Raw genomic sequence first — 26,047 nt, forward strand, 5'->3', positions numbered from 1 at the left:
CTCAAACTCTATATCTTCTTCGCACTCACCAGAACATTCATCCCGGAAAGTAGTTTTTCGTTGTTTTGGTTTTTATCAAGAAGAATTTTCACTGGAAATCTCTGCTCGATTTTTACAAAATTTCCTGTTGCATTATCAGGTTTTACCAATGAAAACTGCGAACCTGAAGCCGGAGAAACCGAAAGTATTTTTCCTTTAAATTCCACGTCTGGATAAGCGTCGGCCGTAATGATAACTTCTTTACTTTGGTCGATTTGTCCCAATTGCGTTTCTTTATAATTCGCAATAATCCATTTTTCTTTGCTCACTATCTGCACCAAAGCCTGACCTTCCTTGATCAACTGACCTTCCTGAATGGTTTTCTTACCAACCCAACCATCGTAAGGCGCGGTAACCACCGTATAAGAAAGAAAAAGTTTAGCATTATTCAGGCTTGCAGAACTTTGCTGAATCTGACTTTTTACAGGGGCAACTTTCGTTTCCTGTTCGTTCACACTTGCTCTCACTGCATTTTTTTGTTGTTCCAAAGCTAAAAGATTGGCTTTTGCCTGTTCATAAGATGCTTTTACATTTTCAAATTGCTGCTCGGTGGCCGCATCTTCGTCGACCAGGTTTCTGTATCTCTTAAAATCCTGTTCCGTTCTCCAGATATCAATCTTTGCTGAAGCAATTTTAGCATCAATAATCTTTGTATCGCTTGCTTTTGTATTTACACCGCTTTCAATAGTGCTGATATTTTCTGAATTGGCATGAAGATTAGCTTCCGCCATTTTCACCTGATTAACGAATTCACGGTTGTCGATCACAATTAAAGTATCGCCTTTGTGAACAAACTGATTTTCGTTAAACTTAATGATTTTAATGAAACCTGAAACTTTACTTGAAACAGGCGTAATATATTGTTCGATCTGTGCGTCGTTGGTGGTTACATTTTTTCGGGAAAAAAGATAAAAGCTTACCATCCCTGTAATTCCGCTGATAATAAGGATCCACGCCAGTAAAGTAATCGTTTTGTTAATTCTTTTTTCTTTTCGTGTTAATTGCTTCTGTGCCATAGTTTTTATAAGTTTCCAATCGTGTATTGGAGTTGATAATATTTAAGTTGTCTGTTGATTTTTACGGAAATAAGATTAGATTGAGCTTCTAAATAAGCATTATCGGCATCGATCAGTTCGGTGATTAAGCTTAATTTGTTAGCGTATTTTGTTCTTACAATTCTATAGTTTTCTTTCGCTTGGGTAATCGCTTCTTCTGAAATTTTTACCTTTTGATCGGTTTCTTCAAACTTTTTGTAAGCCTCATATACATTGTGTCTTATATTTTCCTCATTTTCTTCGATCTGAAGTTTGGCTAGGTTAATATTTTCCTTTGATTCCTGCATTTTGTATTTATTTTTGTACAAATTTTCGATAGGATAGGTAAGATTCACGCCTAACATTCCCAAACGGTAAGCATAAGGTTCGGGAGGGAAGAACATCATGTTTGGATATTTTAAAAAATATTCACCACCTGCGGTAATTTTCGGTAAATAATTCGCTTTTGTAATTTTCTGATCCAATTCTTTAAGGGAAAGGTTTTTGTTTGCCATTTCAACCGATTCGTTTTTATGCAAGGCGGTTTCTGTTAATTCGTCTATATAAGGAATTTCAGCATTTTCTGAAATTAAATCTTCCGTATCTACGTGCATTTCCTGAGTTTCGGGAAGGGAAAGAATAGTTTTCAGTTTATGTTCTGCGATTTGAATGTCATTATCCAGCTCTGTCCAGCTCATTTTATGATTCGAAAGCTGTAAAGATGTTCTCAATACTTCATTTACGGTTACCACACCGTTTGCTTTCAGTGATTTTACCTGTTTGATATTCACCGAATCTTCTTTCATTTTATCATTAATCAGATTTTGCTGTTCTTTTAAATGATGAATCTGAAGGAAAGCGGTAATGATTTCCATTTTCAGCTGTCTTTCGTCTAAATGTGTTTTTAATGAAGAAATTTCAGTGTCAATGGCTGCTTTTTTCTCCGTATTTTTTATTTTTCCACCCATATAGACAGGAATTGATGCTGATAGGGTGAAATCATACATCCCGTTGATGATGTTGTATTTTGTTGCTTTTGAAAAAACACCGCCTTCATGCTGGAAAAGATTAGTAACCTGATTGTAGCTGGTATGAAATTCAATGTCCGGAAGTTTTTCCATTTTAAGATCTTTCTCTTTGGTTTCGGACATTTCGTTTTTTAAATGGCTTATTTTAATATTTTTATTATTCTTTAAGCCGATCTCTATGGCCTCCTGTAAGGCGAGATGCTGAAAATCTATCACTTGTGATTGTAAATTAAAGCTTATCAATAATAAGCACAACGCTATGCACTGATATTTGCATGCGTTAAATATCATATTCATAATTAAATTAAAGGTTTTTTGCTAAATTGATTTTGATAGTGCAAAGTTACGCGGTGTTATAGAAGACTCTATTTATTAAAACAGAAAAAGATTTTATCATTTACGCCAAAATGAAATTTTCTTATTATCTTTATTTTATGAATAACAGTCATTTTGGAGCCGTTGAAGAAGACGATGCCGAATTTTATATTTATAACGTCCTGAAGGGAGGGATTAAAACCGATGTTCATTATCACGGTTCTTCACAATTGGTGTATGCTGAAGGCGGCATTGTCCATATTTTTACAGATTCCAAACACTGGTATCTGCCTGCCCGTTGCTTTATGTGGATTCCGGCCCACACTCCTCATTACATTTTTTCTACCAGTCAGAATGTAGATCTTTTCAATTTATATTTTAAAGAAGAGGAATCTGAAGATGGCTTTTTTGATGAAATCAATATTTATTCGGTGAATCATCTTCTGAGGGAAATGATTTTACATACAAAAGACTGGGATGGGAAAATCACAAAAAATGATGTTAATAAATATTATTTTCTTAAAGCTTTAAAAGGAATTTTATTTGAAAAACGAGAAAAAAGAACCGCTTTTCCTGTGCAGCATCCTTTCCCAAAAGATGAAACCCTGTTGAAGATTGCCCAATACATTCATGCCAACTTAGAAAAGCCTCTAACAATCGAATCTACGGCAAAAGAGTTCGGTATGAGTACAAGAACGCTTTCAAGAAAGTTTAAAGAGATTTTAGGGATGAATTACGTTCGTTTTCTGCGTGCATTGAGAATTACACGCTCTTTAGAATTGATGTTGGAAGGAAAATATAATATGTATGAAATTGCCATGATGGTAGGGTATAACAGCCTTTCATCCTTCAGTAATATTTTTAAAAAAGTAATTGGAATTCCACCGACGGAATATATGCATAAGTTAAAGGGAGAGGATTGAGTGGGAGTGCTATAGGGTTGGAGTGGTTGAGAATTTGAGGGTTCTGGGATCACTTCGTTGACATAAATAAAAAAACCACTTCAAATGAAGTGGTTTATATGTTGAGAAAATTCTCTTTTTGATTAAGCTTCTTCAGAAGACTCTTCAACTTTAGCAGCTTTAGGAGCAGCTGGTTTTGGAGCTTCTACCGGAGCGTCAGATACGATATCGAATTCGAAGTTGTATTCAACGTTTCTGTGTAATCTGATGTTAGCAGTTACTTTACCAGTTCTCTTAATAGTGTTCCCTGGAATTTTGATGTATTTCTTCTCAACAGATACTCCAGCTTTTTCTAGAGCAGCAGAAAGATCTGCATTGTTGATAGATCCGAATAATTTGTCACCAGCACCTACTTTTGCAGGGATCGTAACAGAAGTTTTCTTCAATTTATCAACTACAGTGTTAGCAGCAGCGATTAATTTAGCTTCTTCTTCTTTTCTAGCTTCCAAAGTAGCTTCTAGAGCTGCAATGTTTTTAGGTGTAGCTAAAAGTGCAAATCCTTGAGGGATTAGGAAGTTTCTTGCATAACCAGGCTTTACGCTTACTGTGTCGAATTCAAGACCTAAGTTTTCTACGTCTTTTTTAAGAATAATGTTCATTGTTGTTGTCCGTTTTAAGATTGAAAAATTAAAAGATTGAAAAATAAAAGATTAAGAAATTCCTAATCTAAAATCCAAAATTTAAAATCTCAATTCCGTTAGAATTTAATTATTTATTCAGCAACAAAAAGCCAAAAGCATAGAGCTAATGGCTAATTGCAATTTTTTATTTCAATAAATCAGCTACGTATGGTAGTAAAGAAAGGTGTCTTGCTCTTTTGATTGCAGCAGAAACTTTTCTCTGATATTTCAAAGAAGTACCAGTGTATCTTCTTGGTAAGATTTTACCCTGCTCGTTTACGAACTGTAATAAGAAATCAGCATCTTTGTAATCAACGTGCTTAATTCCGTATTTTTTGAATCTACAATATTTCTTTTCAGATTTTGTATTGATATCAAGCGGAGTAAGGAATTTTACTTCTGATTCTCCTCCAGCTGAGGCTTGTTTAGCCATATCATCTATTGCCATGTCTTGTCTTTTTTAAAAATTGGGTTAATTAATTAAGCTTTAGCTGCTTTTACTTTAGCTCTTCTTGTTACAGCGTACTCTACAGCATGCTTGTCTAGTTTTGTAGTAAGGTAACGGATAACTCTCTCGTCACGCTTGAATGCTAATTCTAAATCAGCAACTACAGAACCTTCACCTTTAAATTCGATTAAAGTATAGAACCCATTCTTTTTCAATTGGATTGGGTAAGCTAATTTTTTTAATCCCCAGTTTTCTTTAGCAACGATTTCGCAGTTCTTTTCTTTGATAAGATCTACATACTTGTTCACTGCTTCCTCCACCTGAGCTTCAGATAGAACGGGAGTTAAAATGAAAACAGTTTCGTAATTGTTCATAATGTTAAAAAATTTGTTAATTATTTCGAGGTGCAAAAGTAGAAAATATATTTGTAATATGCAATATGTTTGTGAAAATGATTAAACAAAAAAAGACCTGCAAAAGCAGATCTTTAAAAAGTTTTATGTTTAAAATAATTATTTCTTAATCACTTTTGCAGATTGCGAACCGTTTTCTGTTTGCACCGTCACGATATATGATCCAGAAGTTAGTTTAGATAAATCTACATTAAATTTAGTCTGATTAATTTCAGAGGTCAATACATTTCTTCCTGTAGCATCAAACACGCTGATTGATTTTACTTTTAATTGAGATTCAATATTTAAAATATCAGTTACAGGATTTGGATATACTTTTAATGAAGCATTTTTCTTAGCTAATTCATTGGTTGATAACGAAGAAGCTACAACATTTACGGTGTAATCTTCTGCTTGCCCATAATAGCCTCCTTCACAAGGGTCAATTACATCAGGATCTGTAAAGTCACTATCCGTTTTCTTAATTCTCATTCTTGTATTCCCCGGTAAAGCTGTTGCAGGAACGGCAATGGAATGTACAGCCTGAATAGCATCTGCTCCTGAAGAATTTTGTATGGTTTGAGTTACCTCATACACTTCACCAGGATCATTTAAAGAGCCATTTTGATTCCAGTCGATGAAAACTACAAAAGTATTTTCATAATTTCCTCCCGTATTTCCTTTTAATGTAATATTATAAGAATTCCCTTGTGTTACAGTGGCAGTTTGCGATAAGAAATACTCATGGCTATTTCCTACATAAGCATCACTAGATGAAGTATTGTTAATGCCTGCGAAATTAACTAATGTTATAGGCTCATCCCCATCAATACCAAACGCAGCATATCCAAAGCTTAATGGTCCACAATACGGTACTGGTGGTTCTACATAAGTATAATCGACTTTAATATTATCCACTAACAGCATGAATTTGTCATTGCTATTATTTACAAATGCTATTCTTACATTTTGACCAATATAAGGTGTAAGAACAGCGGCTCTGCTTGCCCATGTTCCATATTCTCCTGTTGTGCTATAGAGCTGAACTGTAAAATCAGCGATTGTATTTCCTCCATTTGGAGCAAGCATCACTTTGTATCCATCTCTATAACTTGTGTCCTGTGCCTTTGCATCCCAATATAAAGTAGGAGATGTACCAGAAACTGTAAACTGTGGAGATATTAGCCAGTCATTAGAAGTTCCGGCAGGAGTGTACCATGAGGTACTCATGGCTGCATAATTTCCAGCTGGTCCGCCGAAACCGCCATTGGTGCCTTGTCTGTCTATACGATTCCAGCCATTGGTAATAAAATCTACATCGTCAGCAGGAGTTAGCCCATCGGCATCAATAATCGTCCAAGCTGCTATGCCTGGTCCGTTTCCGTCAAAATCTTCTTGAAATATTTGGCTATAGCCAAACAATGGAAGGCACAATAATAGTGCATTCAGTAAATGTTTTTTCATGAATAATGTTTTATGATTCTTCTCAAATATAATGAAAAAACATAGAAATATCAAATAATCAACACATTATATTTTCAATTTTAATCGAATTATAATGTTATTCTTACTCTTTTCTAATCTCGTTTAGAAAATTGATTTTTATTAAATCGTACAAAGAATGCCTGCTTACAAGGAGTGAAGCAATAGAAGAGACCATGCCGCCAAGCATCAAATGGAAAATTAAAGAATGCCTGTCTGTCATTTCCAAAACAATGATGGCTGAAGTAAACGGAGCGCGTGTGATTCCTGTTAAAAAAGCTACCATTCCGGCTAAAACAACAACATTGGTTTCATTTTGAGTTAAATTGATAAATCCTGAAATTACAGAACCAATACTTGCCCCAGCCGTTAAAGCCGGTGCGAAAATTCCGCCTGCGCCACCAGAAGTAAAAGATAAGGCAGGACCCAACATTCTTAAAATAGGAACATACCATTCTTCGTGTTTGTTTTTCGTGAAAAGTACGCGTTCCATAATTTCCTTTCCTGAACCCAAAATCTCCTGATTAATAAAATAAGCAATAGAAGCTATAATTAAAGCGCTGACAATTAGAAAAGCGACATTTGCTTTATCGGTTTTAAGATTTTTTTTCTTCCAATCATTCATTTTCAGCATGGTTACGGAAAGCTGACTTGCCATAATTCCCGCAATTCCTGCCACTAAAATAATAGGAAACATTACCATTAGCGAAACGTCATTGGTTTTTGGATAACCTAAATATAAATACGAACCTGCTAAAGTCTGTGCTGTTAAACCGGCGATAATAACCGCGGTAAATAACGCTGTTTTAAAGTAATTGATATGTGTTTTTGAAAGTTCTTCAACCGCAAATACAATTCCGCCTAGGGGAGTGTTGAATGCTGCTGCCAATCCCGCTGCTGCACCCGTCATAATCATGTTTTTCTTTGAAATTTTCGGCCACCATTCGGGAAGATATTCGTTTACTTTTCTGAAAACCGATCCCGCAATCTGAATGGTCGGTCCTTCACGACCCACCGCGCCTCCTCCAATAACTAAAACCACGGAAGAAATGATTTTAAAGACAATAATTTTTAAGCTTAATAAGCTTCGGATTTTTCTATGTTCCTTCGGATTTGCCAATTCTACAGCCGCCATCACCTGCGGAATTCCGCTTCCTTTGGCGTTCGGTGCAAATTCTTTCACCAACCACCACGAAAGTACAAAACCAATCGGAGCGATAATGAAGATCATCCAGGCATGCCAGTTTAAAATAAAATGCAGTAAGTCTTCGCCCCAGGCAAATATTTTAGCATACATTACGGCGACAAATCCCGTAATGACAGAACCGATCCAAAAAGGAATAGCCTGAAGCAAATTAAGCTTCAATTGTTCGTTGCGGATATTGTCGAAGGATTTTTTAAGACTTCTTCGAATGAGGATGAAAATTTTCAACATTTGCTAATTTTGAGGTGCGAAAATACGGTTAAATTATCAATCTTCTAATCTGTGTTCTGATTTACCATCCATTAATTGATTTATAATTAGTTTAAAATTCAATTTTAAATATTCATCAGTTCTGTTTTAAAGATAAAATTATTTACTTAAAATCTGCAAATAAAAATCCCAACTTTTGTTGAGATTGATTTATAGACTTTTTTGAATTTTTTGGAAATCACAAAGACTCAAAGAAATAGTAAAAAGAATTGCTTTAAGGCACAAAGATTTTATCGAAGATAAAATTTTAAACTACATATTTTGTAATAAACATTTAGTATTAGAAATGTCGCAATGAGCCTGACGAAGTGCTTTAAAGCTTTGTTGGAAAACAAAGCTTTAATTCTTTTTTATCAAATCCTGTATTTTAGTAATCATACTTGCCGCATTATTATTGTCCGGATTCAATTCTAAAGATTTTTTATAATTTTCTAACGCCAAATTATAGTTTTTAGTTGAAAAATAACCTTCACCCAAACTGTCAAAAGCGTTTGCCGATTGAGGATTTTCTTTAGTATTTAAAGCAAAAACTTTTACCGCTTCATCAATTCTTGCATTCCTTAACAAGATATATCCGATGTTATTCAAAGTACCTTCAAAATTCCATTTTGGATCTTTTGATTTAATAGAGTAGTAATTCTTTTCTGCATTTGGATTGTTCGGTTTTGCAAATTCATTAATGATAGATTCTTCGGCTAAAGAATAATCATCGGTTAAATTTTTATTGATTATCGCCGCGATATGATTTACGATTTGATATTGCGCAGGAAAAAAATTATATCCGTTCGACATCATCACAATGGCCATATTATTTTGTGGAAAAATTCTGTAAGCGCTTACATTTCCCCCAGAAAAACCATAAGACGGAATATTATTCGCTTTGCTGATTTCCCAGCCGTACGCGAAAACATCTTTTTTATTTCCATATTCAAACGGTTGCCACATCATATCTTTTGTTTTTTGATTCAGGAAATCGTTTTTGCTTAAATGGCTGCTCCATTTTAAAAAAGCGGGTAGGGTAATGGCAATTCCGTTTCCTGGAAATGCTTTTTTTCCTTCAACATCTGTAGACTTTACATATTTTTTCGTTTCGGAATTGTAATTATATTTTATAACACGATTCGGAATTTTCTCAAGAGCATTTGACGAATAAACAACTTGATTTTTTGCATCAGAAAATTGATTATTTAGTATGAAATTTTCGAATGATTGTCCAGTGATTTTTTCAATAATCATTGAAAGAAGCATATAATTTGTTTGATTATATCTGAATTCGTTTTCCGTTGTAAAATCCATTTTCTCTTTGCTCAAACGTTCAATCGTTTTAGAACTTGAATATTCAGGTAAAATATCATTGAAAGCCACAAAATCCGGCATTCCTGAAGAATGAGTCAGAAGATTCTTCACTTTCACATTTTCCCAGTCTTTTGGAAGATTTTCAATATACTTTGAAACATTGTCTTCTAAGGATAATTTTCCCTGTTCAATCAATTGGAAAATGCCAACATTCGTCATTAATTTTGAAGTAGAATAAATCCTAAACATCGAACTCGGACTTACTTTTTTGGAATCTTCCAAGTTTTCCGTTCCATAATATTGTTCAAAAATGATTTTTCCATCTTTTATAACGCCAATCGCCAAACCGGGAATTTGATTCGTTTTAATGGCTTCTTTTACATAATTATCGATTAATTTAAACTGATTGGTTTGTTGCGAAAAAGTAGCGGCAGAAATATGCAGAGCGAAAGCGGTAAGAAGAATTTGTTTCATATTTTGAGGATATTAGTTCTTATTTTATTGTAAGACAGTTGAAAAACGTATTCTATTACATGGTTTGTTTGAATTTGGATAAAATGTTACAAATTTTTTCAAACAAAAAAAACCTCCGAAAAATTTCGAAGGTTTTGTATTGTAAAGATGTTTTGGCAAGCTCAACATGACAATTGTATCATTTATCGCTTATTATTCCATTCATCATTTATACAATCAGCAGTAAGTAAAATTACTCATTGCTAATTAATTATTACTTATATTTCTGTGTTCAGATCCCAATTTTCAAGGTAATCGTGAACGTGCTTCAACATCATTCCGCCAAGAGAACCGTCTACCACTCTGTGATCGTAAGAGTGAGACATGAACATTAAGTTTCTGATCGCAATAACATCTCCATCAGCCGTTTCAAGAACTGCAGGTTTTTTAACGATGGCTCCGATTGCTAAAATGGCAACCTGAGGCTGAGGAATAATCGGTGTTCCCATAAGGTTTCCGAAGCTTCCTACGTTAGAAATTGTATATGTTGCACCCTGAGTATCTTCAGGTCTCAATTTTTTATTTCTTGCTCTGTATGCCAAATCGTTGATCGCTTTTGCCAATCCTGAAAGTGACAACTGATCTGCATTTTTAATTACAGGAACGATTAAATTTCCGTCTGGTAAAGCAGTTGCCATACCGATGTTGATATTTTTCTTTTTAATGATATTTTCTCCACTGATGGAAACATTAATCATTGGGAAATCCTGAATCGCTTTTACAACCGCTTTCACGAAAATAGGCATGAACGTTAGTTTTTCACCTTCACGTTTTTCAAAAACAGCTTTGTTTTTATTTCTCCATTTTACCACGTTGGTTACGTCTGTTTCAATGAAAGAAGTAACGTGCGGAGCAATTTGTTTAGCTTTCACCATGTTTTCAGCGATGATCTTTCTCATTCTGTCCATCGGAATGATCTCATCACCTGCAGCAGCGGTAATGGTAGCTGCCGGAGCCGAAGTAGCAACTGGTTTAGAAACTGCCGGAGCAGCTTGTGGAGCTGGCTGGTTTCCTCTGTTGCTTACGTAAGCTAAAATATCTTCTTTGGTAATTCTTCCTTCTAAACCGCTACCTTTGATAGATTTAAGTTCAGTGTCAGAAATATTTTCCTGTTGTGCGATTGATTTTACAAGCGGAGACAAATAAAGATCTCCCGAAAACTCTGTAGAAGCAGCAACTTGTAATGGCTGTTCAATTGTTTTCAATGTTTCAGCGTCTGGCGTAGTAACCGGAGTTTCAGCTTTTACTTCTTCTGTTGCTGTATTTCCACCTTCACCTTCAATTTCTAAAATAGCAATGGCTTCACCTACTTTTGCAACTTCGTCCTTCTGCTTCAAAATCTTTACAATTTTCCCCGAAACTGGTGTCGGAACGTCTGAATCTACCTTATCTGTTGCAATTTCTACTACGGAATCATCTTCCTTTACACTATCGCCTTCGTTGAACAACCAAGTGATAATTGTCGCTTCCATAACACCTTCTCCCATGGAAGGAAGCAATAATTTGTATTCTGCCATTTTTAATTTTTAGATTTTGACAAATATATAAAAAAAATCGATTTTTTTATGAAATATTAAATTTTACGAAAATTCAACGTAAATATTTTCTCCCACGTTCATTCCAAACAGAGATTTGGCGCCGTTCTTTTTACTTCCCTTATAGATCGTTAGCTCCAAAAGCTGACTGTCATTGAAGATTGCTGCAGACTGCCCATGGAATTCGGTTTCCCGATCCCAATCTGAAACCACTTCGGTATGGCTGGAAAATACTTTTGAAACCGCCAGATTTCTAAATTTTATCGTGAAATTTTCATATCCTTTGTTAATTGTTTCAAAAAATTCTTTGCCAATATTTGATATTATATTTCCGAAATTATCAATATAAGTCACTTCCCCGATAATCATCTTTTCAGACTCATTATAAACGGGTTTAGGGAATAAAAGCTGTTTTGCGGAATCTATTTTTCTGCCGATCACTTCGGGAAGTCCGCCATTAGCCAAATGTACGGCAGCAGGCACGAAAACGTCCGTGGAAGTAAAGTTTACAATATCGTCGAATCTGTTGTTTAATGTAATTTCATAAATGGCTTCAGGTTTAATATCAAAAAAAATTAAACTTAAAAGTCCGTTGTCTGCCGAAATAAAATAATGTCCGGCCGATTTATATACAATGTTTTTCCTTGATTTATGTTGAAAACTGTCAACGGAAAGGATATGAATGGTGCCTTTCGGAAAATGTTTATAGGCATTTCTTACGATGTACGACGTCTGTACAAGGTTGAAAGCCTGAATATCGTGAGTAATATCAACAATATTAACCTTCTGGTTTAGAGACAGAATGCTGCCCTTCAAAGCGGCCACTCTGTAGTCTAAATTTCCGAAATCTGAAGTAAGGGTAATAATTGACATTTGTAGTTTTAAGAATATTTAGAATAATCGAATACTGCAAATTTATCTAAAATAAAAAGAAAGCCCGAAATATTATGGAAAAGAATTTGATATAAATTTCAAAAAAAGCTTTAAATTTAAAATCTAAAAATAAAAATACTGCATGTTTGAATTAACATATGATTTGGAAGATATCGATGCGAAAATCTTCTATGGAGTTAATAACCAATATTTCAATTTAATAAAATCAAGCTTTCCGACCCTTAAAATTACCGGAAGAGATCATTACATCTTTGCGATGGGCAATCAGGAAGCTTTAGACATATTTAAGAATAAACTTGATGATATCGTAAAATTTATTTCTAAAAATAATTCTATCGACCTGAAAGACGTTGAAAATATCCTAAATCTTAAAGATGAGAATGAAAAACAGTTAGTTTTCGATCAGGATATTATAGTAAAAGGGGTAAACGGTAAAATTATCAAAGCTAAAACCACCAATCTTAAAAAATTAGTAAAAGAAACTGAGAAAAAAGATATGGTTTTTGCCATTGGGCCTGCGGGAACGGGAAAAACGTATACCAGTGTTGCATTGGCTGCAAAAGCTTTAAGGGATAAGTCGGTGAAAAGGATTGTGCTTACCAGACCTGCGGTAGAAGCGGGGGAGAGTTTAGGGTTTTTACCTGGAGATTTGAAAGAGAAACTAGATCCGTATTTACAGCCTTTGTATGATGCGCTTCGTGATATGATTCCGCATGAAAAACTGGAAGGTTTTATTGAGAAAAAGGTAATTGAGGTAGCTCCATTGGCTTTTATGAGAGGTAGAACGCTGGATGATGCTTTTGTAATTTTAGATGAAGCTCAAAATACGACACATTCTCAAATGAAAATGTTTTTAACGAGAATGGGAATGAATGCGAAATTTATCATTACGGGAGATCCAAGTCAGGTAGATTTGCCACCAAAACAACAATCCGGATTAAAAGAAGCGATGAGAATTTTGAAAGATGTAAAGGAAATAGGTTTTGTACATTTAACCGAAGAAGATGTTGTGAGACACCCTGTGGTAAGAAAAATTATTCTTGCTTACAATGATGAGGATAAGAGACAACGAAACGATTAGTAAATACACTTTTTAATGAATAAAAAACGGAATCAAATGATGTTTGATTCCGTTTTTGCTTTTATAGCAGTACTTTGAAGTGATAAATTAAATAAAATTAATTTTAACATTTTTGTTTTGTTAAAATTTGTTAAATCTAAAATTAATGTTTAGATTTGCGCTCATTTTAATTAAAAAACTAATACTATGAAGAAAATTTTACTAGTTGCAGCAGTTGCTGTTATGGGGATTTCGACACAGGCTCAGGAATTCAGATTCGGGCCAAAAGCTGGATATTCTTTTTCCACTTTAAAATATAAAGATACTGAAGACCCAATCAGTTCAGATCCAATGCATACTTTTTATGTTGGAGGTATGGCAGAATATAAAATCAGCGATAAATTCGGTGTACAAGGGGAGGTTCTTTATTCGCCACTTGGAGGAAAGTCCAAATACAACGATGAGGAGGATTTCGGTGGTTTTAAAACAAAAACTACATTAGGAACAGTATTGGTTCCGGTTTCTGCAAAATATTTCATTACAGAAGGCTTTTCAATCTCTGCTGGTGCAAGCTTCGGTGTTATTTTGTCTGCTAAGGCAAAAGCTGTTTATGACGGTGGTTTAAACATTCCCGGTTTAGAATTGGAAGGTGATAATGATGAAGATGTGAAAGATCTTTATAAGAAACTGAATATCGCTCCATTTATTGGTGTCGAATATATGTTGGAAAACGGATTATTCTTCGACGCAAGATACAACTACGGTATTTCGGATCTTGCAAAAGAATCAGGATTTGGAAAAGTACACAATAGCTTTGCTCAAATTGGTGTAGGTTTCAAATTTGGTAATAACTAAGTTTTACTGTTATAAAAACATGAGCGAGGCAATATTGCCTCGCTTTTTTATGAATTAGATGAAAATTTTATATTAAGAAGAATTAATTTTAACATAATTTAAAGATAAAAAGCAATGGTTTTAACCAGAATTTAGCCTTGAATTAAGATTTAATAAAGTAAACGTTTTTCAACTACTGTTGAAAAATTTTAGTTTTTTTTATTAAAATATTGAGAAAAAGTCAAAGCGCTTTATTTAATACGCTTTATTGTCGAAAATTGCCAATATTCATCAATGATATTAATCACATTAACAAATTTTAATATTCGCGGGTACCACTGTAATTTTGCCCTCAGAAAGTATTAAAATTTTTTAAAAATGAAAAAAGTATTATTAGCGGGTGCTATTGCACTTTTCGGTTTATCAAACGCTCAAATCGCTAAAGGAACTACATATTTATCAGGTACTGTAAACTTTGCAGCTAGCGAAGATAACAATACAAACGTTAAAACAAACGATCTTAAATTAGTTCCTACTGTAGGATATTTCGTTGGTACTAACTTAGCAGTTGGGGTAGGTGTTGGTTATGCTTCTAATGTTGAAAAAACAGAAACAGCTATTGTAAACACTAAAAACACAATTTCTGCATTTGTAGTTGAGCCTTTCGTAAGAAAGTACTGGACTTTAGGTGAGAAATTCTACATCTTCGGTCAACTTTCTGTGCCTATGGCATTCGGAAGCGATAAAGGTGAGAACAATCTTACTAACACTTCAAACAAAGAAACTTTCAACTCTTTCGGAGTTTCTGTGAAGCCAGGTTTAGATTATTTCTTGAACAAAAACTGGACTCTTGAAGCTACTATCGGTGACTTCGGATACAGCAACTTCAAGTACAAAGATGCTAAAAGCGTAGATAACTATAACTTCGGTCTTGACTTAGCGTCAGTAGGAATCGGTGTTAAATATGTTTTTGCTAAATAATAAACAAAGCATATAAGCTGAAAAAGCTAAAAGTCCTGAGATTTTTTCTTGGGACTTTTTCTCCATATAAAAACTAAATTTAAACCATGAAAATACATTTCTTATTATCTCACTTTTCTTGCTTTCGAAGATTCAAATTCACAGCGGTAAAATCTGTGTTTTCATAGAAAATTATCTATTTCATAGGTTGAAATACGTTTTCGCTAAATAAATCAAAAAAAATACGAATGCTTTATTATTAAATTTTAAAGCATTCAATGATAAAAATATTTAAAACTAATACATGAAAAAGTTATTACTAGCAAGTGCTGTGTCATTGTTTGGCCTGTCAAACGCTCAGATCAACAGGGGAGCAGTTTATATTTCCGGACAGGTAAATTATTCTAAAAACGAAAATAAAAATACCAACGAAAGTACACAGGAATTCAAAGCGTTGCCAAGTGTAGGTGTTTTCGTAGCGCCTAATTTAGCTGTGGGAGCAAGTTGGGGATTTTCTCACAGTAAAAAAACATACAGTCAATTATATATGAATGGAAGCTATGTTTCAGAATTTGAATTTATACGTAAAGAACCTGCTTTCACTATCGCTCCGTTTGTAAGAAAATACTGGACTTTATCTGATAAATTATATTTCTTCGGACAGTTAGAAATTCCTGTAAAATTGGGTAAAACAGAAATTGAGGCAAATTCTAAAACAACTGATGTGGCTTATGGTTATATGTATGAGGATACTCAGAATATGGAATATAAATTTACTTCGATTGGGGTAAATATCAAGCCTGGATTAGACTATTTTATCAATAAAAACTGGTCTATTGAAGCTACAATAGGAGAGTTTGGATATGATCGTTTTAAATATGAAGATTTCGATAACGCAACCAACAATTATAAGTTCGGATTCAATCTTTCTTCAGTTTCTTTTGGGGTAAAATACGTCATCAATAAAAAAGAAAATCAACAGTAAAATATAAACAAATTAATACTTTAAATTTTTTAACTATGAAAAAATTATTATTAGCTGGTGCTGTGGCACTTTTCGGATTGTCAAACGCGCAAATGACTAAAGGAGACTGGGTAATCAGTGGAAACACAGGATTAGGCTTCAACGCTCAAAGCTCTACAGTGAAAGCTAACGGAGAGTCTAATGATGGCCCTAAGATTTCTAACTTTTCTATTACACCTTCTGTAGGATATTTCGTAATCGACGGTTTGGCGGTAGGAATCGATTTAGGATTCAACAGCAACACCAATAAGTTTGATGGCGATAAATTAACAAATACTACATTTTCTGTAATGCCGACTGCAACGTATTATTTCAATACAGGAAGCAAACTTTTCCCATTCGTAGGAGCAGGTATCGGGTATGCTACTTATAAAGAAAAATACAGTCTTTCTTCTGGGGCTGCTTTTAATGCAGACTCTACAAACGATGGTTTAACGTGGAAGGCTAAAGCTGGTGTAACATATATGGCTACACAGTCTTTAGGAATCAATTTAGGACTTGGTTTTGATCAGTTCTACACTAAGAATACCGTTCTTAACACAGAGGTTAAAACAACAAGAAATAACTTCGGTGTAAACGTAGGTTTCTCTTATTTCATCAAAGCTAAAGCTCAGAAATCTGATAAATAATCTTGATTATTTTAAAGATAAAAACGAAAAAACCGACTCAAAACTGAGTCGGTTTTATTATTTTGAAATGACAATTAAATTAGCTTAAAACCATTCTTTTTGGTTCTGAACGTATGTTCTGTCAAATTCTTCATCAGATTTTGTTAAATAGATGATTCCTTCAATAAAGCCAACAATTCCGGCAGCTCCACACGTTACCACGCCTAAGATCAACTGAATAATTCCAGCTTTTGTGTAGCCAAGATAAAACTTGTGAATGGCTAGAGATCCTAATAAAATCCCTAAAATCCCTGCAGCCAACTTTTTTTCAGACCTGTAAGGCATTCCCTGATTGTTGTTGTAATTATAATTTTCCTGCTTCTCGTTAATTTCCATAGTGTAATATTTTAAAAATGTTTATTTGGTGTGTTGAGTTTGGGTTATTTGCCGAACATTCCGCCCATTCCAGGCATGTTTGGCATTTTGCTCATCATTTGCATCATTTGTTTCCCTTGAGGGCCTTGCATCATCTTCATCATTTTACCCATCTGGTCGAATTGCTTCATCAATTGGTTTACGTCTTCAATTTTTCTTCCCGCACCTTTTGCAATTCTGTTTTTTCTTTGTGTATTGATAATCGAAGGTCTTCTTCTTTCATCCGGAGTCATAGAATGGATGATCGCTTCGATGTGTTTGAAGGCATCATCGCTGATTTCAACGTCTTTAATAGCTTTTCCAACACCAGGAATCATTCCCATCAAATCTTTCATGTTACCCATCTTTTTGATTTGGTTGATCTGTTTTAAGAAATCATCAAAACCAAACTCGTTTTTAGCGATTTTCTTGTGAAGTTTTTTTGCTTCCTCTTCATCAAACTGCTCCTGAGCTCTTTCTACCAAGGAAACAACGTCCCCCATTCCCAAGATTCTGTCTGCCATTCTTTCTGGGTAGAAAAGGTCTAAAGCTTCCATTTTCTCACCCGTAGAGATGAATTTGATTGGTTTTTCAACCACAGAACGAATCGTTAAAGCAGCTCCACCACGAGTATCACCGTCTAATTTCGTTAAAACAACCCCGTCAAAATTCAACGTATCATTGAACGCTTTTGCCGTATTCACCGCATCCTGTCCCGTCATTGAATCAACAACGAAAAGCGTTTCATTAGGCGTAATGACAGAGTGAACGGTTTTAATTTCCTTCATCATCTGCTCATCGATCGCCAAACGACCAGCTGTATCCACGATTACTACATCGTGACCGTTAGCTTTAGCAAAATTAATAGCATTTTGAGAGATGCTTGAAGGATCCATAGAACCTTCTTCTGTGAAAACAGGAACCCCGATTTGTCCACCTAAAACTTTTAGCTGATCGATCGCAGCCGGACGATAAACGTCACACGCTACTAAAAGAGGTTTTTTATTTCTTTTTGTCTTTAAATAATTCGCTAATTTTCCTGAGAAAGTAGTCTTACCAGAACCTTGAAGACCTGCAATTAAAATTACAGAAGGTTTTCCTGAAAGGTTGATTCCTTCCTGAGAACCACCCATTAAATCTACCAATTCGTCGTGAACGATTTTTGTCATCAACTGCCCTGGTGTAAGCGATGTAAGAACGTCTTGTCCTAAAGCTTTATCCTGAACTCTTTTAGTAAGATCTTTGGCAACTTTATAGTTAACATCGGCGTCTACCAATGCTCTACGAATTTCTTTTACGGTTTCCGCAACGTTGATCTCAGTGATTTTTCCACGCCCGGAAATATTATGAAGTGCTTTGTCTAATTTATCCTGTAAACTATTAAACATACTATTATATATATTATATGGTTTGCAAAAGTAACAATTTTCTCTTTAATACGCCTAATGTGATTTGTTATTAAAAAGTTATATGTTAAAATAGTTGGAAGCAGGACGCTGGAGGCGGGAAGTTTTAGCATAGGTGAAATACTTCAAAGGTTGTAATTCTTCGATATAATTACTGTAAAGGTTTTTTACCTCCATGAACCTCCCGCTTCCAAACATCTCACACACTTGGCTCTTTTTACTTCTTACTTTTAACTTAAAACGCTTCCCCATTTTTATTTCCTACCATATATATAAGGATATTAATAAATTTTGGTAGTTTTGCAGCCAATGGAAAAGGCTACAATTGTTTTTAAAGGGCTCGGATTATTTTTATTGTTGTCCGCGGTATTATTTGCTTCGCAATATCTGTTAATGGAGAATGGAATTTTAAATCTTAATTTCAAAATTCATTTTCTGATGTTTTTTATTACGTTCATCGGTTTGTTAACGATTTTAATCGTTTTTGCCCTAGAAAAAAAGAATATCATAGGATTTATTTTTCTTGGATTTGTTGTTTTTAAATTTTTTGCGATGGGATACATTGCACTTTTCCAGAAGGATTTTAGGCTAAATATCGTGCCCTACTTCATTATATACTGGATTTACCTTATAATAGAAGTTTTTTTTGTTCTTAGGCTGGTGAAAAAACAAGACTAATATCATGTCATAATAAATTAAAGAATTACTAATAATAGAATATAATTTTATATTTTTGCAAAAATTTTAGAAATAGAATCTAGTTATGAGTTTTAAAAAACTGTTAATCGTCCTGCATCTAATTGTTTTCTGCTTCGGCTTTGCAGAAACACATGAAGGAAGTACGGAAACCGTAAAAGAGGAAAAGTACAATCCTGTTCCATTTATTATGCACCATATTTCAGATGCACATAATTGGCATCTTTGGGGTGAAGGTCACAATTCTGTAGGAATTTCTTTGCCTGTCATTTTATGGGATAATGGGTTGAAAGTTTTCAGTTCAGAAAAATTAGGACACGAGGAGGAGAATGTTGCAGAAGTGGATGGTAAATTTTACAAAGTATTCCACAACAAAATCTACTCGACAGATGCAAACGGAACGTTGGATATGCACGAAGGGCACCCAACAAATGATGTTCCTTTAGACTTCTCTATTACTAAAGTTGTTGCACAAATGTTATTGGCTGCAGTGATCTTATTAATTATTGGTCTTGCTTCAGCTTCAAGTTATAAAAAATCTCAGGTTCCTTCAGGAGTTGCTAAGTTTATCGAGCCGATCGTAGTTTTCGTAAGAGACGAGATCGCTCTTCAAAACATCGGATCTGTAAGATACCAGAAATATGTACCTTATTTGGTTACTTTATTCTTGTTCATCTGGGTTCTTAACATCTTAGGATTACTTCCAGGAGCAGCAAATACAACAGGTAATATTGCTTTCACAATGGTTTTAGCGGTATTCACTTTACTAATTGTGAATTTAAGCGGTAGAAAAACATATTGGATGCACATGTTTGATCCACTAGGGAGCAACATGCCTTTCGCAGGAAAGATCTTGGTTTACATTATCTTGGTTCCTGTAGAATTATTAGGAATTATTACTAAGCCTTTCGCATTGATGATTCGTCTTTTTGCTAACATGACGGCTGGGCACATCATCATCATGAGTTTGATCGCATTGATCTTCATCATGCAAACGTATGCTATTACTCCGGTATCATTAGGTTTATCATTATTCATCTATATATTAGAGGTATTGGTAGCAGCATTACAGGCTTATATCTTTACCATGTTAACAGCATTGTTTATCGGATCTGCGGTTGAGGAGCCTCACCACGATCACCACTAAAAAAGAGACAAAAAACAAATTAAGAAATAAAATAACTTTTTAAATATATAATATTATGACAGGTAGTATCGCAGCAATCGGAGCTGGTTTAGCAGTTCTTGGTGTAGGATTGGGAATTGGTAAAATTGGTGGTAGCGCAATGGAAGGTATTGCAAGACAACCAGAGCAATCAGGAAAAATCCAAACTGCAATGATTATCGCAGCGGCTCTTATCGAGGGTGCTGGTCTATTCGGTATCGTAGTAGCATTACTAGGAAACGGATAGTAAACAAACAGAATTCTACAAACGGTTGGTTTGTAGAATTCTTTTAAAAAAGTTAAAACAAATTAAAAATAATAATTGAATATAAAATGGACTTATTAACTCCTTCAATTGGTAATATTTTCTGGACAGCTGTAGTATTTTTATTACTAGTGGTTCTTCTTAAATCTTTAGCATGGAAGCCTATTCTTAGCGCTGTTAAAACAAGAGAAGACAATATTCAGGATGCTCTTAACCAGGCTAAATTGGCTAAAAAAGAAATGGAAGATCTTAAAGCTGACAACGAAAGAATTATGCGTGAGGCTAAGATCGAAAGAGATGCTATCCTAAAAGAAGCTAGAGAGATCAAAGACAGAATCGTAGGTGAAGCTAAAGATGCTGCAAAAGCTGAAGGAGAAAAATTGATCGAAGCGGCAAGACAATCTATCAATGCTGAGAAAAATGCTGCTATGGCAGACATCAAAACTACAATTGGTACTTTATCTGTAAACATCGCAGAATCTATCTTGAAGCAAAAGCTTGATAACAGCGAGGCTCAAAACGAATTAGTTCAAAATTATATAAACAAATCTAACCTTAACTAAGAATGCTTACATCTAAAGTAGCTAAAAGATACGCACAAGGTTTACTTGATTTTACAAACGAATCAGGGCAAACGGCTACTGTATTTTCTGAAATGAAAGATGTGGTGAAGATCATGAACGAATCTAAAGATTTGAACAGATTTTTTCTTACGCCTTACATCGATTCTAAAAAGAAAGTAGAAGTAGCAAACGAAATATTTAAAGGTTTATCTGTTTCTTCTCAGAATTTAATCACACTTGTTATTAAGCAAGGTCGTGAAAATCAACTGAAGAATATTGCTCAGGAATTCATCAATAAAGTGGAAGACATTAATGGTGTTAAAAGAATTACTTTAACAACTGCGACTGAACTGACAAAGGAGAATATCGAGCATATTTTAAAATCTACTAGCTTAGTAAAAGCAGATGCTAATTTTGATCTTACGGTAAATGTAAACCCTTCGATTTTAGGAGGATACATTCTAAGAGTAGGAGACCAGCAGGTAGATGCTTCTGTGAAAGCGAAATTAAACCAAGTGAAAAAAGATTTTCAATTAAATTAAGAAAAAAACAACCATACAATGGCAGAAATAAATCCGGCAGAAGTATCTGCGATCTTAAAACAGCAATTGGCCAACTTCGATACTCAATCAAACGTTGAGGAAGTAGGTACAGTTTTAACCATCGGTGATGGTATTGCTCGTGTATACGGGTTAGAAAATGTACAATACGGTGAGTTGGTGAAGTTTGCTAGCGATGTAGAAGGTATTGTACTAAACCTTGAAGAAGACAACGTAGGTGTTGCTTTATTAGGTGAAAGTAAATTAGTAAAAGAAGGAGATACAGTAAGAAGAACAAACAGAATCTCTTCTATTAAAGTAGGAGAAGGTATGTTAGGTAGAGTAGTAGATACTCTTGGTAACCCTATCGATGGTAAAGGTCCTATTACTGGGGATTTATATGAAATGCCATTAGAAAGAAAAGCTCCCGGAGTTATCTTCAGACAACCTGTAACTGAACCTTTGCAAACAGGTATTGTTGCCATCGACGCGATGATTCCGGTAGGAAGAGGTCAGAGAGAGCTTATCATCGGTGACAGACAGACAGGTAAAACTACTGTTGCGATCGATACGATCATCAACCAGAAAGAATTCTTTGATGCAGGGAAGCCTGTATATTGTATATATGTTGCTATCGGTCAGAAGGCTTCTACTGTAGCACAAATCGTTAAAACGCTTTCTGATAAAGGAGCTTTAGCATATACTGTAATCGTTGCTGCTAACGCATCAGATCCAGTTCCAATGCAGGTATATTCTGCAATGGCAGGTGCTTCTATCGGTGAGTTCTTCAGAGACACTGGTAGACCAGCTTTGATCGTTTATGATGATTTATCTAAACAAGCAGTAGCTTACCGTGAGCTTTCTCTACTATTGAGAAGACCACCGGGACGTGAGGCTTATCCTGGAGACGTTTTCTATCTTCACTCAAGATTATTGGAAAGAGCTGCAAAAGTAATTGCTGATGATAAAATTGCTAGCCAAATGAACGATTTACCAGAATCTTTAAAGCCAATCGTAAAAGGTGGCGGTTCATTAACAGCACTTCCAATCATTGAAACTCAGGCGGGTGACGTTTCTGCGTATATCCCAACAAACGTAATCTCTATTACAGACGGACAGATCTTCTTGGAGTCTGATCTATTCAACTCAGGGGTTCGTCCTGCGATCAACGTAGGTATCTCTGTATCTCGTGTTGGAGGTAACGCTCAGATCAAGTCAATGAAAAAAGTGTCTGGTACTCTTAAATTAGACCAGGCTCAGTATAAAGAACTAGAAGCGTTTGCGAAATTCGGTTCAGACCTTGATGCTTCTACTTTAGCAGTAATCTCTAAAGGAGAAAGAAACGTAGAAATCCTTAAGCAGCCGGTAAATGCACCACTTCCTGTAGACAGTCAGGTAGCAATGGTATATGCCGGAACAGAAAACTTAATGAGAAACGTTCCTATCAAAAAAGTAAAAGAATTCCAGGTAGAATATATCGAGTTCCTAAGATCTAAGCACCCAGAAACAATGGCTGCTATTAAAGCTGGAAAAATCGATAACGATATTACTAGCGTTCTTAAGCAGGCTGCTAACGATTTAGCTGCAAAATATAACTAAAAAATTCAATGTTTAAGGTTTAGAATTCAATGTTTTAAACCTTAAACTTTAGACCTTAAACCTTGAACCACAATTAATGGCAAACTTAAAAGAAATACGAGGTAGAATATCGTCAATTTCATCTACGATGCAGATTACACGTGCTATGAAAATGGTTTCCGCTGCGAAACTTAAAAAAGCACAGGATGCCATCGTCATGTTAAGACCTTATTCTGAAAAATTGCAGGAATTGATCGAGAATGTAAATTCTAGCTCAGATCCTGATCAGGTTTCTGTTTATGCTCAAAAAAGAGAGGTTAAAAGAGTACTTTTCATCGCTGTTACTTCAAACAGAGGTTTGGCGGGAGCTTTCAACTCATCGATTGTAAAAGAGCTTAATATCCAGTTTCAGAACAACTCTCAATATGAGGTTGAAGTTCTTCCAATTGGTAAAAAAGCTTTTGATGCAGTAAGAAAAACACGTACCGTATATGCTAACGCAAGTTCAGTTTTTGATAATTTGAACTTTGATACAGTAGCACACGTTACAGAAGGTGTTATGAAAAGCTTTACTGAAGGTAAATTTGATGAAGTATATGTTATTTACAATAAATTCGTCAATGCTGCCACTCAGGAAGTAACTACAGAAAAACTTCTTCCTATTTCTATGGAAGAGGTAGATACTACAGAATCTCAGGTAGAGACAGATTATATTTTTGAGCCAAATAAAGCGGAAATCTTGGATAATTTGATTCCGAAATCTATTAAAACTCAGGTTTTCAAAGCGATCTTAGATTCAGTTGCATCTGAACACGGAGCGAGAATGACTGCAATGCACAAAGCAACAGACAACGCGCAGGCCTTGAAAAATGATCTTGTGATCTTCTACAACAAAGCAAGACAGGCTGCTATTACAAACGAAATCTTAGAGATCGTTTCCGGAGCAGAAGCCTTGAAAAATTCGTAAGAAATTACATTTTTAACAAAATATTAAAAGCATTGGGTATCTCAATGCTTTTTTTGTTATTTTTATTTTGTATATCTTTGTAAGAATAAATTATATAATTTCTAAATGGACTCGGACATAGTCAGGCTTTTGCTAGCCTTATTACTTGTTTTACTTAATGGCTTTTTCGTAGCCGCAGAATTTTCAATTGTTAAAGTTCGTTATTCTCAAATCCAATTAAAAGCAGCCGAAGGTAACTCTATGGCGAAGCAGGCAGAGCATATCATTAAGCATCTTGATGAATACCTGTCGGCAACGCAGCTGGGGATTACATTGGCTTCACTAGCCTTAGGTTGGGTAGGAGAAAGCGCCTTACACCACGTTGTGGAAAGTATTTTTCATTCTCTGAATGTAGAGATGGCTCAAACAACGATTACAACAATTTCAGTTGTTGTAAGTTTTGTATTAATTACAGTAATGCACATTGTTTTTGGGGAATTAATTCCAAAATCAATCGCAATCAGAAAATCAGAATCTACTACAATGGCTACAGCAGTGCCGTTGAGAGTTTTCTATACTGTTTTCAAACCATTTATCTGGTTGATGAACCTTATGTCGAACGGATTTTTAAGATTAATTAAAATTCACCCGGCTTCCGAACAGGAAATTCACTCTACTGAAGAATTGCAGTTGTTGGTAAAACAAAGTGCCGACAGTGGAGAGATTGAAGAGGAAAACTATGAGATCATTAAAAATGCCTTTGATTTTACGGATCATTCGGCAAAACAGATCATGGTTCCTCGTCAGAATATTACGTCAATCGATTTTGAAGAAGATATCAACGAGATCATCAACAAAATCATGGAAAGTGGATATTCCCGTATTCCGGTATACGTAGATTCTATCGATAATGTGATTGGTATTTTATACACGAAAGAGATCATTAGAGAATTTGTAAAGAGAAAGGGTGAACTGAATCACGAAGATCTTAAAGAACTGATGCGTGATGCGTTTTTCGTAGTTGGAAGTAAAAAAATCTCGGATCTATTGAAGATTTTCCAGCAGAAGAAGCAGCATTTAGCGATTGTTATTGATGAATTTGGTGGAACGGAAGGGATCATTACTCTTGAAGATATTTTAGAGGAATTGGTAGGTGAAATTCAGGATGAAGAAGACGATGAAGAGAAAATTGTTGATAAGATTGCCGAAAATACCTATTGGGTACAGGCAACTCAGCCTTTGGATGAGATCAATGAATTTTTACCTAAAAAATTACCGCTTTCAGAGGAAAGTGAGTACAATTCATTAGCCGGATTTATTCTTCACGCATTGGAAGATATTCCTGAAGAAAATCAGGAGTTTGACATGGAAAATTATCATTTCAAGATCTTGAAAATGAATAATAAAAGCGTTGAGCTTGTGGAATTGGTGTATGAAGCGCCAAATAATATCAATGATTTAGCCGAAAAAATAGGCGAAGTTTAAAAGAATTAAGAAAAATGATTTTTTATAACAGTATAAAAGATTACGACAATCCGAAACGTCAGTATGAAGAAGAAGTGTTGGTGCTTGACGATACGGATGAAGTGTATAAATTGGTGTTGCATAATGACGATATTCATACTTTTGATTTTGTGATCGATTGTTTGATCGAAATTTGCAAGCATACATTAGAACAGGCCGAGCAATGTACCATGTTGGTGCATTACAAAGGCAAGTGTACGGTAAAAACAGGCTCTTTAGATGTTTTGAAACCTATGCATGAAAGACTTATTTCAAGAGAATTAACAAGCGAAATAGTATAACATAATCCGGCAGTAATGTCGGATTTTTTTTGTTTTAAACTCAAAAAAAAACACTAAGTGATTTAATATGAGTAGCGTCGGGTGAAACCCGATGAATACGTATTCCATTATGATATAACCCTGAAAGGGTTAAATAACTTAAACAACAAAAT

General features: G+C 34.9%; 26 protein-coding genes. 14 read left to right on the forward strand and 12 right to left on the reverse strand.

The window, feature by feature from the left end:
• Nucleotides 1-8 precede the first annotated feature (8 nt).
• A complete protein-coding gene (locus tag ABEG63_RS17210) occupies nt 9-1,055 on the reverse strand; it encodes an HlyD family secretion protein (RefSeq protein ID WP_267402888.1) in 1,047 nt (348 codons plus the stop codon).
• Nucleotides 1,056-1,060: 5 nt separating this feature from the next.
• Nucleotides 1,061-2,317 carry a TolC family protein gene (locus tag ABEG63_RS17215; RefSeq protein ID WP_346586463.1) on the reverse strand — a complete coding sequence of 419 codons (1,257 nt, stop codon included), beginning with the start codon at nt 2,315-2,317 and terminating at the stop codon, nt 1,061-1,063.
• Nucleotides 2,318-2,508: 191 nt separating this feature from the next.
• On the opposite strand from ABEG63_RS17215, the gene ABEG63_RS17220 reads away from it, so the two are divergent.
• Nucleotides 2,509-3,339, forward strand: coding sequence for an AraC family transcriptional regulator (locus tag ABEG63_RS17220; protein ID WP_312394203.1), 831 nt, complete (start codon nt 2,509-2,511; stop codon nt 3,337-3,339).
• 122 nt (nt 3,340-3,461) lie between these two features.
• Here ABEG63_RS17220 and rplI read toward each other — a convergent pair whose 3' ends face one another.
• The 8 genes from rplI to ABEG63_RS17260 all read right to left on the reverse strand — a co-directional run bounded on the left by rplI (nt 3,462) and on the right by ABEG63_RS17260 (nt 12,011).
• The gene (gene rplI / locus ABEG63_RS17225; protein ID WP_267402891.1) at nt 3,462-3,977 is read right to left on the reverse strand and encodes a 50S ribosomal protein L9; all 516 of its coding nucleotides are present in this window, start codon (nt 3,975-3,977) and stop codon (nt 3,462-3,464) included.
• A 166-nt stretch (nt 3,978-4,143) separates the two neighbouring features.
• A complete protein-coding gene (gene rpsR / locus ABEG63_RS17230) occupies nt 4,144-4,446 on the reverse strand; it encodes a 30S ribosomal protein S18 (RefSeq protein ID WP_267402892.1) in 303 nt (100 codons plus the stop codon).
• Between the two features lie 32 nt (nt 4,447-4,478).
• A complete protein-coding gene (gene rpsF / locus ABEG63_RS17235; protein WP_267402893.1) occupies nt 4,479-4,820 on the reverse strand; it encodes a 30S ribosomal protein S6 in 342 nt (113 codons plus the stop codon).
• A gap of 138 nt (nt 4,821-4,958) precedes the next feature.
• Nucleotides 4,959-6,302 (reverse strand): choice-of-anchor J domain-containing protein, encoded by a 1,344-nt coding sequence (locus ABEG63_RS17240; RefSeq protein WP_346586466.1) that lies wholly within the window; start codon nt 6,300-6,302, stop codon nt 4,959-4,961.
• Nucleotides 6,303-6,405: 103 nt separating this feature from the next.
• Nucleotides 6,406-7,755 carry a chloride channel protein gene (locus ABEG63_RS17245; protein WP_346586468.1) on the reverse strand — a complete coding sequence of 450 codons (1,350 nt, stop codon included), beginning with the start codon at nt 7,753-7,755 and terminating at the stop codon, nt 6,406-6,408.
• Nucleotides 7,756-8,133: 378 nt separating this feature from the next.
• Entirely contained in the window at nt 8,134-9,564 is a 1,431-nt protein-coding gene (locus ABEG63_RS17250; protein WP_346586469.1) for a serine hydrolase, read from the reverse strand.
• Between the two features lie 257 nt (nt 9,565-9,821).
• Nucleotides 9,822-11,120, reverse strand: a complete 1,299-nt coding sequence (locus ABEG63_RS17255) for a dihydrolipoamide acetyltransferase family protein (protein ID WP_346586471.1) — start codon at nt 11,118-11,120, stop codon at nt 9,822-9,824.
• A gap of 63 nt (nt 11,121-11,183) precedes the next feature.
• Nucleotides 11,184-12,011: an SAM-dependent chlorinase/fluorinase gene (locus ABEG63_RS17260; RefSeq protein ID WP_267402898.1), complete on the reverse strand. Its 828-nt coding sequence runs from the start codon at nt 12,009-12,011 to the stop codon at nt 11,184-11,186.
• 142 nt (nt 12,012-12,153) lie between these two features.
• On the opposite strand from ABEG63_RS17260, the gene ABEG63_RS17265 reads away from it, so the two are divergent.
• The 5 genes from ABEG63_RS17265 to ABEG63_RS17285 all read left to right on the forward strand — a co-directional run bounded on the left by ABEG63_RS17265 (nt 12,154) and on the right by ABEG63_RS17285 (nt 16,539).
• Complete coding sequence (locus tag ABEG63_RS17265) at nt 12,154-13,113, forward strand: PhoH family protein (protein ID WP_267402899.1); 960 nt, start codon at nt 12,154-12,156, stop codon at nt 13,111-13,113.
• A gap of 186 nt (nt 13,114-13,299) precedes the next feature.
• Complete coding sequence (locus ABEG63_RS17270) at nt 13,300-13,947, forward strand: porin family protein (protein WP_312394181.1); 648 nt, start codon at nt 13,300-13,302, stop codon at nt 13,945-13,947.
• Between the two features lie 357 nt (nt 13,948-14,304).
• A complete protein-coding gene (locus tag ABEG63_RS17275; RefSeq protein WP_267402901.1) occupies nt 14,305-14,907 on the forward strand; it encodes an outer membrane beta-barrel protein in 603 nt (200 codons plus the stop codon).
• Nucleotides 14,908-15,190: 283 nt separating this feature from the next.
• Nucleotides 15,191-15,871 carry an outer membrane beta-barrel protein gene (locus ABEG63_RS17280; RefSeq protein ID WP_346586473.1) on the forward strand — a complete coding sequence of 227 codons (681 nt, stop codon included), beginning with the start codon at nt 15,191-15,193 and terminating at the stop codon, nt 15,869-15,871.
• A gap of 35 nt (nt 15,872-15,906) precedes the next feature.
• The gene (locus ABEG63_RS17285) at nt 15,907-16,539 is read left to right on the forward strand and encodes an OmpW family outer membrane protein (protein ID WP_267402903.1); all 633 of its coding nucleotides are present in this window, start codon (nt 15,907-15,909) and stop codon (nt 16,537-16,539) included.
• 84 nt (nt 16,540-16,623) lie between these two features.
• On the opposite strand, the gene ABEG63_RS17290 is transcribed toward ABEG63_RS17285, so the two are convergent.
• Together ABEG63_RS17290 and ffh are read right to left on the reverse strand one after the other, a co-directional pair.
• Entirely contained in the window at nt 16,624-16,863 is a 240-nt protein-coding gene (locus ABEG63_RS17290) for a TM2 domain-containing protein (RefSeq protein ID WP_267403248.1), read from the reverse strand.
• A gap of 95 nt (nt 16,864-16,958) precedes the next feature.
• Nucleotides 16,959-18,320, reverse strand: a complete 1,362-nt coding sequence (gene ffh / locus ABEG63_RS17295) for a signal recognition particle protein (protein WP_267402904.1) — start codon at nt 18,318-18,320, stop codon at nt 16,959-16,961.
• 781 nt (nt 18,321-19,101) lie between these two features.
• On the opposite strand from ffh, the gene atpB reads away from it, so the two are divergent.
• The 8 genes from atpB (at nt 19,102) to ABEG63_RS17335 (ending at nt 25,895) form a co-directional block, all read left to right on the forward strand.
• Nucleotides 19,102-20,181, forward strand: coding sequence for a F0F1 ATP synthase subunit A (atpB, locus tag ABEG63_RS17300; RefSeq protein ID WP_346586474.1), 1,080 nt, complete (start codon nt 19,102-19,104; stop codon nt 20,179-20,181).
• A 55-nt stretch (nt 20,182-20,236) separates the two neighbouring features.
• Nucleotides 20,237-20,446 carry an ATP synthase F0 subunit C gene (gene atpE, locus ABEG63_RS17305; protein WP_034675836.1) on the forward strand — a complete coding sequence of 70 codons (210 nt, stop codon included), beginning with the start codon at nt 20,237-20,239 and terminating at the stop codon, nt 20,444-20,446.
• 86 nt (nt 20,447-20,532) lie between these two features.
• Nucleotides 20,533-21,027: a F0F1 ATP synthase subunit B gene (locus ABEG63_RS17310; protein WP_267402906.1), complete on the forward strand. Its 495-nt coding sequence runs from the start codon at nt 20,533-20,535 to the stop codon at nt 21,025-21,027.
• A gap of 2 nt (nt 21,028-21,029) precedes the next feature.
• Nucleotides 21,030-21,569 carry an ATP synthase F1 subunit delta gene (gene atpH, locus ABEG63_RS17315; RefSeq protein WP_346586476.1) on the forward strand — a complete coding sequence of 180 codons (540 nt, stop codon included), beginning with the start codon at nt 21,030-21,032 and terminating at the stop codon, nt 21,567-21,569.
• Nucleotides 21,570-21,587: 18 nt separating this feature from the next.
• Complete coding sequence (gene atpA, locus ABEG63_RS17320) at nt 21,588-23,165, forward strand: F0F1 ATP synthase subunit alpha (RefSeq protein ID WP_267402908.1); 1,578 nt, start codon at nt 21,588-21,590, stop codon at nt 23,163-23,165.
• Nucleotides 23,166-23,241: 76 nt separating this feature from the next.
• Nucleotides 23,242-24,111, forward strand: coding sequence for an ATP synthase F1 subunit gamma (gene atpG, locus ABEG63_RS17325; RefSeq protein WP_346586478.1), 870 nt, complete (start codon nt 23,242-23,244; stop codon nt 24,109-24,111).
• Between the two features lie 105 nt (nt 24,112-24,216).
• Nucleotides 24,217-25,575, forward strand: coding sequence for a hemolysin family protein (locus ABEG63_RS17330; protein ID WP_267402910.1), 1,359 nt, complete (start codon nt 24,217-24,219; stop codon nt 25,573-25,575).
• A 14-nt stretch (nt 25,576-25,589) separates the two neighbouring features.
• Complete coding sequence (locus tag ABEG63_RS17335) at nt 25,590-25,895, forward strand: ATP-dependent Clp protease adaptor ClpS (protein WP_267402911.1); 306 nt, start codon at nt 25,590-25,592, stop codon at nt 25,893-25,895.
• Nucleotides 25,896-26,047 lie beyond the last annotated feature (152 nt).

Source organism: Chryseobacterium sp. C39-AII1, assembly GCF_039672645.1.
Classification (GTDB): Bacteria; Bacteroidota; Bacteroidia; order Flavobacteriales; family Weeksellaceae; genus Chryseobacterium.